The organism is Streptomyces sp. SolWspMP-5a-2 (assembly GCF_900091845.1).
Lineage (GTDB): Bacteria > Actinomycetota > Actinomycetes > Streptomycetales > Streptomycetaceae > Streptomyces > Streptomyces doudnae.
Window position 1 is genome coordinate 25,609 of the sequence record NZ_FMCI01000115.1, and the last position, 6,997, is coordinate 32,605.

Genomic DNA, 6,997 nt, shown 5'->3' on the forward strand with positions numbered 1-6,997 from the left:
TTCCGTTCTCGTCGGGTCGGGTCGGGTCAGGTCAGGTCGGGGCGGCGCGCGGACGGGCGGGGGCCGGACCGGATCGGTCCCGCGAGGGTGAGGATCGGCCCTGATCAGTCCCGCTGGGGCAGGGGCGAGTCCCGTCGGTGGGATCTCTGTCGGCGGCGGTGCCCCGTTCGGGCTCCGTGGTCAAGTGCCGTACTCAGGACGCCTGTTCGGCGGGGTGCGGGGACGGGGGCAGGAGGGCGCGCAGCGGGGCGGTGTCGGGGTGGTCGGCAAGCGCCGCGTCGAGGGCGGCCTCGAACACCTCCTCGCTGTCCGGTCCCGGACGCGCGTCCGTGTCCCGCGTGTTGTCGGGGGCGTCTGTCGAGGCGGCGTCCCTCGCGGCCGCGCCGGGCAGGCGGACCGTGGCGGGGTGCGCCCAGGAGAACTCCCAGTGGAGCAGTGAGCGGGCGCTGAACTCGGCGAGCACCATGGTGCGCAGCGAGGTGCGCAGCACGGGCCGGGCGAACTCCCGGAAGGCGCGGCCCTTGGACGCGATCGCCTGCTCGGACAGCGGCAGCCGGTGGGCGAGTTGCCACAGGGCGCCGTCGTCGATCAGCGTCAGCAGGTCGTTCAGGGTCGGCGGGCGCCGGGTGTAGGCGGCCAGCGCCTGCCGGAGCGGGGTGTCGGCTCCGGTGAGGTGCGCGGACATCGCCGTGTCGAGCAGGTCCTGCCAGTCGGCGGCCCGGCGGAAGGAACGGGCGTCGTCGGTGAGGATCACGTCCTCCAGCGCCGCGAGGGTGCGCGCCGGGTCGGTGAGCAGGTCCAGCGCGGCGCCCGTCGCCGGGGCCTCCCCCGTCAGACCGTTGACGACCCGGACGACGGCCGCGACCGGGGCCCCGTCCGACGGCAACTGCTCGACGCGGCGCACCCGTTCGGCGATCGGCGGGTGGGAGTCGTAGGGCGAGGCGGGTGCGGCGGGCAGTGCGGTGCGCAGTTCGGCGAGGTTCTCCTCACGGGCGGCCAGCATCCGGGCGAAGCCGCCGAGGAACTCGCCGCGCGGGGGCAGCAGGCGCACGGGGACCCCGAGGGAGGCGTAGCGGGCGAGGTAGAAGTCGTGCGCTGCGGTCAGCGCCGGGAGCGCGCGCAGGGCCGACGCGGTGGTGTCGCGGCCCGTGATCCGGGCGGCGGTCAGGTCGGCCGCGTACTCCTGGGCGCGGGCCGTGGAGAGGGAGGCGCGCAGGTACAGCTTTGCGTAGGCGGTGTAGAGCGCGGCCATCGCGCGGTAGGTGAGGCCGACGCCCCGGGTGTCGACCTCCCTGGGTCTCCTGCCCCTGGTGAGCCGTTTCGCGGCGGCCCGTTCCTGCCGGGCGCGTTCCGCCGCGACCTTGTCGTCGGCCCGGCTGGTGAACCGGTCGATGACGACGGCGAGTTGGACGCGTCCGCGGACGACGAGCGCGGACAGCCGGGTGTCGCCGCCGGTGAAGTGGCCGTACTCGTGGGCGAGCACGGAGCGGAGCTGGGCCTCGCTCAGGCCGGTCAGCAGCGGGACGCCGAGGTGCAGTGCGCGGGGTCCCGGCAACAGGCCGAGCAGGCGCGGGCGTTCGCCGACGGCGGCGTTGACCTCGCCGGTGAGGACGATCTCGTCGGGGGCGCGGGTGCCCGTGGCGTCGGCGAGTTCCCGCACCAGCGCCCACAGCCGGGGCTCGTCCGCCTCGGTGACGGTGACGCCGTCCGGTCGCTCGGCGCGGGGCACGCGGAGCATGAGGACACCCTGCACGACGGGGACGGCCAGCAGGAACGAGACGATGACGATCTTGAGCGCCGCCAGACCGGCGAGCCGGGTGAGCGCGAGGACGTCCGCACCGGCGAGCAGGGCGAGCAGCAGCAGGCTCAGCAGAGGGAAACCGCAGAGCAGTACGACAGCGCGCAGCGCGCGCAGGATTGCGCCCATCGGGCAGATCCCCCACCGGACCGAGTTACAGGAACAGGGCGCGCGGACGGTCGTGGGGGGCTGTCCGCGGTGCGTCGTGGGGGAAGCTGGAGTATGCACTGTCGCAGGTCAACAGGGCAATCCGGTTCTCCGGCGGCCCGCCCGCGGGCGCCGCTCGGCGCTTCCCCTCGGCCCTCCCCCACGGCGGGGAGTCCGGGAGCGGAGAATCCCGGGGCGGTGGAGTGAACCAACGGTGCGGCCGGGGGCTCTTGCAGGGGAACGGCGTGGTGCGCGGACCGGGGGTGGACGTGTGCCGCGCGGCACGACGCACCCGAGAGGTGATGAGCTGTGAGCGACGACCACCAGCCCGGTACGGACGGCGGTCCGCCGCCCGGCGGCCCTGTCGAGGGGGTCTACCGGAGCCAGGTCGGGGGGATCCGCTTCGAGGCGACCGAGCACGTGGGCAGGATGAGCCGGATCGCCGACCGGGTCGCCGAGGCGGGTGTCAGGGTGCCGGAGTTCCACGAGGCGCTCGTCGAGGCCGGGGACCTCACCGTGCGGTTCCGTCCCGCGCGGGGGCACGGCGCCGCCCACTGGAACGCGATCACCCGCGAGGTGGTCGTCGATCCCCTGCACGCCGAAGTCCGGGACGACGCCGAGCGGTTGACCGGCGTCGCCCTGTTCGCGATCCTCGACGCGGCCGCCGAGGGCGAGCGCCGGGGCTGGGAGCAGTACACGCAGCCCGGGTACGCCGACTACATCGACGTCTGGGCGGGGCGGGAGGGGATGACGGCCGCCCGGTACTACGCGCGGGAGATGGAGCGGATCGACTTCGACAACGTCCGGCGCCACCGGCGGATCACGGCGGCCCTGGGCCGGGCCGGTACCGGCGCCGACCATCTCCGCGACCTGCCGGGCGACTTCGACGCCTTCTGGGCGCTGCGGTGCCGTCCGGGCGGCGCGGGCGAGGCGCCGCACGTCGCGTCGTACGAGCGGCGCTACACCGCGCTGCGGCCGGACCCGGTGACCGCCCCGGAGATCCGCTGACGACGGGCGGTCCGCCGCCGGGCGCGCCGGTGGTGCCGTCGCCCGGCGGACCTGGGCGGACCTCCGCCTGGCCACCCCTGCGCCGAAAAGGGATATCGGCGGACGTGGGGGAATTGCCAACGCCATTACGGAGAGTGCACGTCATGGCCCGCGGTTAGGTGATTCCTTAAAGACTCGGCGTGATCTGCCGCACACGTCGGTGTGGTTATTGCGACATTCGTGTTGCCGACGCGTGGCACGTTCACACGGTGCGCACCGCGCCGCCGCGCGACGTTTCGGTGAATGCCGCAGGACGGTATCGGTGTGCGCGGTTTTCGGTATTCGAAAGGGGGCTGCCCACCCTTCACAGGCGACGCCATCACCCTCCGTCACCAGTTGACCGCCTGCCGTGGCCCCCAGTTGACTACCGCGCACCACCCCCCACACCGGAGACTCCCATGCGGATGCTCGCCACCCCCGTGCTGTCCGAGGCCACGACAGACGCCGTCCTCGCGGTGAACCCGCTGCATCGCCCCTCCCCCGCCTCACCGCCGCGTGCGGCCGGGCGGGCGCCCTCGGCGTGCTCGAACTGCCCGAGCGCCGCCGCGATGCCGTCGAGGTCCTGCACCGCACCGACCGCTGGTCCGGCGGGCGCCCCTTCGGCGTCCGGCTGCGCCCCGGCTGCCCGCTCGACGACGGGGACCTCCCCGACGGCGTCACCACCGTGCTGCTCGCCGACCCCACGCGGCCCGCGGCCGACTTCCCAGGCCGCCGGGTCCTCGCCGAGGTCACCGGCCTCGCCGAGGCAGCCGACGCCGTGGCCGCCGGTGCCCACGGGCTGCTGCTGCGCGGCGGCGAGTGCGGTGGCCGCGCCGGTGAGCTGAGCACCTTCGTGCTGCTCCAGGGCGTCCTGGCCGACCCGCGGATCACCGTGCCGGTCTGGGCGTGGGGCGGCATCGGTCCGCGCACCGCCGCCGCCGCGGTGGCGGGCGGCGCGGCCGGGGTCGTCCTCGACATCCAGCTCGCCCTGCTCGACGAGGCCGAGCCCGACGCCGAGACGGCCGACGCCCTCGGCTCGCTGGACGGCTCCGAGAGCGTCCTCGTCGACGGGGTGCGGCTGCTGCGCCGACGCGGACCGCTGGCCCCCGAGCCGCCCGCCGACCGCGCCGCCGCCGAGCGGGCCTTCGCCGCCACCGATCCGGCCCTGCGGCTGCTGCCGGTCGGTCAGGACGGCTACCTCGCCGCCTCCTTCGCCGCCCGCTCGGCCACCGTCGCGGAGGCCGTCCGCACGGTCCGTGACGCGATCGGACGGGCCGCCGCCCGGCCGGAAGCCGGTGCCGCGCTGGCCGAGGGGTCCGCCGGAGCCCGCGCGCTCGGCACCCGGCTGCCCGTCGCCCAGGGCCCGATGACCCGGGTCAGCGACGAACCCGACTTCGCCGCCGCCGTGGCCGCCGAGGGCGCCCTGCCGTTCCTCGCGCTGGCCCTCGCCGACGCCGACCGCACCCGCGCCATGCTCGGCCGCACCCGCGACGCCCTGCCCGAAGGAGCCGCCTGGGGCGTGGGCATCCTGGGCTTCGCCGACGAGCGGGTCAAGGAGGCCCAGCTCGCCGTCGTCAGAGAGCTGAGACCCACCCACGCGGTGATCGCCGGTGGCCGTCCCGCGCAGGCCGCGGCCCTGGAGGCGGAGGGCATATCGGCCTTCCTGCACGTGCCCTCGCCGGGGCTGCTGCGGCAGTTCCTCGCCGCGGGCGCCCGCAAGTTCATCTTCGAGGGCGCCGAGTGCGGCGGCCACATCGGACCCCGCAACAGCTTCCCGCTCTGGGAGGCGCAGACCGAGGTGCTGCGCGCCTTCCTCGCCGAGCAGGGCCCGGACGCCGCCTCGGAGTTGACGGTCCTGTTCGCCGGCGGCATCCACGACGCGCGCTCCGCCGCCATGGCCGCGACCGTCGCCGCCCCGCTCACCGAGGCGGGCGCCGCCTTCGGTGTCCTGATGGGCACCGCCTACCTGTTCACCGCCGAGGCGGTCGACGCGGGCGCCATCCAACCGCTGTTCCAGCGCCGGGTCGTCGCCGCCGAACACACCGACCTGCTGGAGACCGCGCCGGGCCACGCCACCCGCTGCGCGGCCAGCGAGGTCACCCGCGACTTCGCCGCCCTGCGCGAGCGGCTCACCGCCGAGGGCGTCCCCGACCGGGAGATCTGGGAGCGCCTGGAGCGGTTCAACGTCGGCAGGCTGCGCGTCGCGTCCAAGGGCGTCGAGCGGGTCGGCGACGACCTGCGCGCCGTGGACGAGGAACGCCAGGACGCCGAGGGCATGTTCATGGCCGGTGAGGTGAGCGTGCTGCGCTCGGCGGTCACCACCGTCGCCGACCTGCACCGCGAGGTCACCGAGGGCGCCGCCGACTGGCTGGCGGGACGGGCCGCCGCCGTCGCCGCGCCGCCCGCCGAGCAGGCACCGCCGCCGCTGCGGGTCGCCGTGGTGGGCATGTCCGCGATGTTCCCCGGCGCCCGCGACCTGGCCGAGTTCTGGGCCAACGTGGTCTCCGGCGCCGACAGCGTCACCGAGGTGCCCGCCGAGCGCTGGGACCCCGAGCTGTACTACGCCCCGGACGGCGACGGCGAACGCACCCCCTCCCGGTGGGGCGGCTTCCTGCCCCGCATCCCCTTCGACCCGCTGCGCTACGGCATCCCGCCCGCCTCCCTGCCCAGCATCGAACCGGTGCAGCTGCTCGCCCTGGAGGCGGCCCGCCGCGCCCTCGCCGACGCCGGGTACGAGGGCCCCGGCGCGGACCACTCGCGCACCTCGGTGATCTTCGGCGCGGAGGCGGGCAGCGACCTCGCGAACGCCTCCACCCTGCGCACCGTGCTGCCCTCCTACGTCGGCGCGCTGCCGCCCGGCCTCGACGAGCAGTTGCCGCGGCTGACCGAGGACTCCTTCCCCGGCATGCTCGCCAACGTCATCGCGGGACGCATCGCCAACCGGCTCGACCTCGGCGGCGCCAACTACACCGTCGACGCGGCCTGCGCCTCCTCGCTCACCGCCGTCGACGCCGCCTGCAAGGAACTCGTCACCGGCACCAGCGACCTGGTGCTCTGCGGCGGCGCCGACCTGCACAACGGCATCAACGACTACCTCCTCTTCTCCTCCGTGCACGCGCTGTCCCCGTCCGGCCGCTCGGCCACCTTCGACGCGAGCGCCGACGGCATCGCCCTCGGCGAGGGGGTCGCCTGCGTGGCCCTCAAGCGGCTGGCCGACGCCGAACGCGACGGCGACCGCGTCTACGCCGTGATCGACGGCGTGGGCAGCGCCAGCGACGGCCGCGGCCTCGGTCTCACCGCGCCCCGCCCCGAGGGCCAGCGCGCCGCCCTGAACCGCGCCTACGCCAACGCCCGCGTCTCCCCCGCCGAGGTCGGGCTGATCGAGGCGCACGGCACCGGGACCGTCGTCGGCGACCGCACCGAACTCGCCACCCTCACCGAGGTGTTCGAGGAGCACGGCGCCGCACCCGGCTCCTGCGCCGTCGGCTCCGTCAAGTCCCAGATCGGGCACACCAAGTGCGCCGCGGGGCTGGCCGGGCTGGTCAAGACCACCCTCGCGCTGTACCACGGCGTGCGCCCGCCCACCCTGCACCTGTCCCGGCCCAACCCGGCCTGGGACGCGGGCAGCAGCCCGTTCGTCTTCCACACCTCCGCCGCGCCCTGGGCCGCTGAGCCCGCCGAACGGATCGCGGGCGTCAGCGCGTTCGGCTTCGGCGGCACCAACTTCCACGTCGTGCTGCGCGCCCACGACCAGGCACCCGCCACGCACGCCCTGGACGCCTGGCCCGCCGAGCTGTTCCTGTTCCGCGGACGCGACGAACAGGCCGCCGCGCAGGCGGTCCGCGCCCTGCTCGACCTGATCGAACAGGACGGCGGCCACAGCCGGTTGCGGGACTTCGCCCACCACGCCGCCGTGCGCGGCGACCGGTCCGCCGTGCGCGGCGAACCCGTCCACCTGGCCGTCGTCGCGCCGTCCCTCGACCGGCTCCCCGAGCTGCTGCGCCGGGCCGCCGCGGGCGAGCACGC

General features: G+C 75.5%; 3 protein-coding genes. 2 read left to right on the forward strand and 1 reads right to left on the reverse strand.

Going from position 1 to position 6,997, the window contains the following annotated elements; genetic code table 11:
* Window positions 1-193 precede the first annotated feature (193 nt).
* Window positions 194-1,927 carry a M48 family metalloprotease gene (locus GA0115242_RS11365; RefSeq protein WP_093827261.1) on the reverse strand — a complete coding sequence of 578 codons (1,734 nt, stop codon included), beginning with the start codon at window positions 1,925-1,927 and terminating at the stop codon, window positions 194-196.
* Between the two features lie 327 nt (window positions 1,928-2,254).
* Here GA0115242_RS11365 and GA0115242_RS11370 point away from each other — a divergent pair, with 327 nt between their 5' ends.
* A complete protein-coding gene (locus GA0115242_RS11370; protein WP_093827263.1) occupies window positions 2,255-2,953 on the forward strand; it encodes a hypothetical protein in 699 nt (232 codons plus the stop codon).
* A 559-nt stretch (window positions 2,954-3,512) separates the two neighbouring features.
* Window positions 3,513-6,997: beta-ketoacyl synthase N-terminal-like domain-containing protein (locus GA0115242_RS11375; protein ID WP_176729797.1), on the forward strand; the 3,485-nt coding region annotated here is incomplete at its 3' end.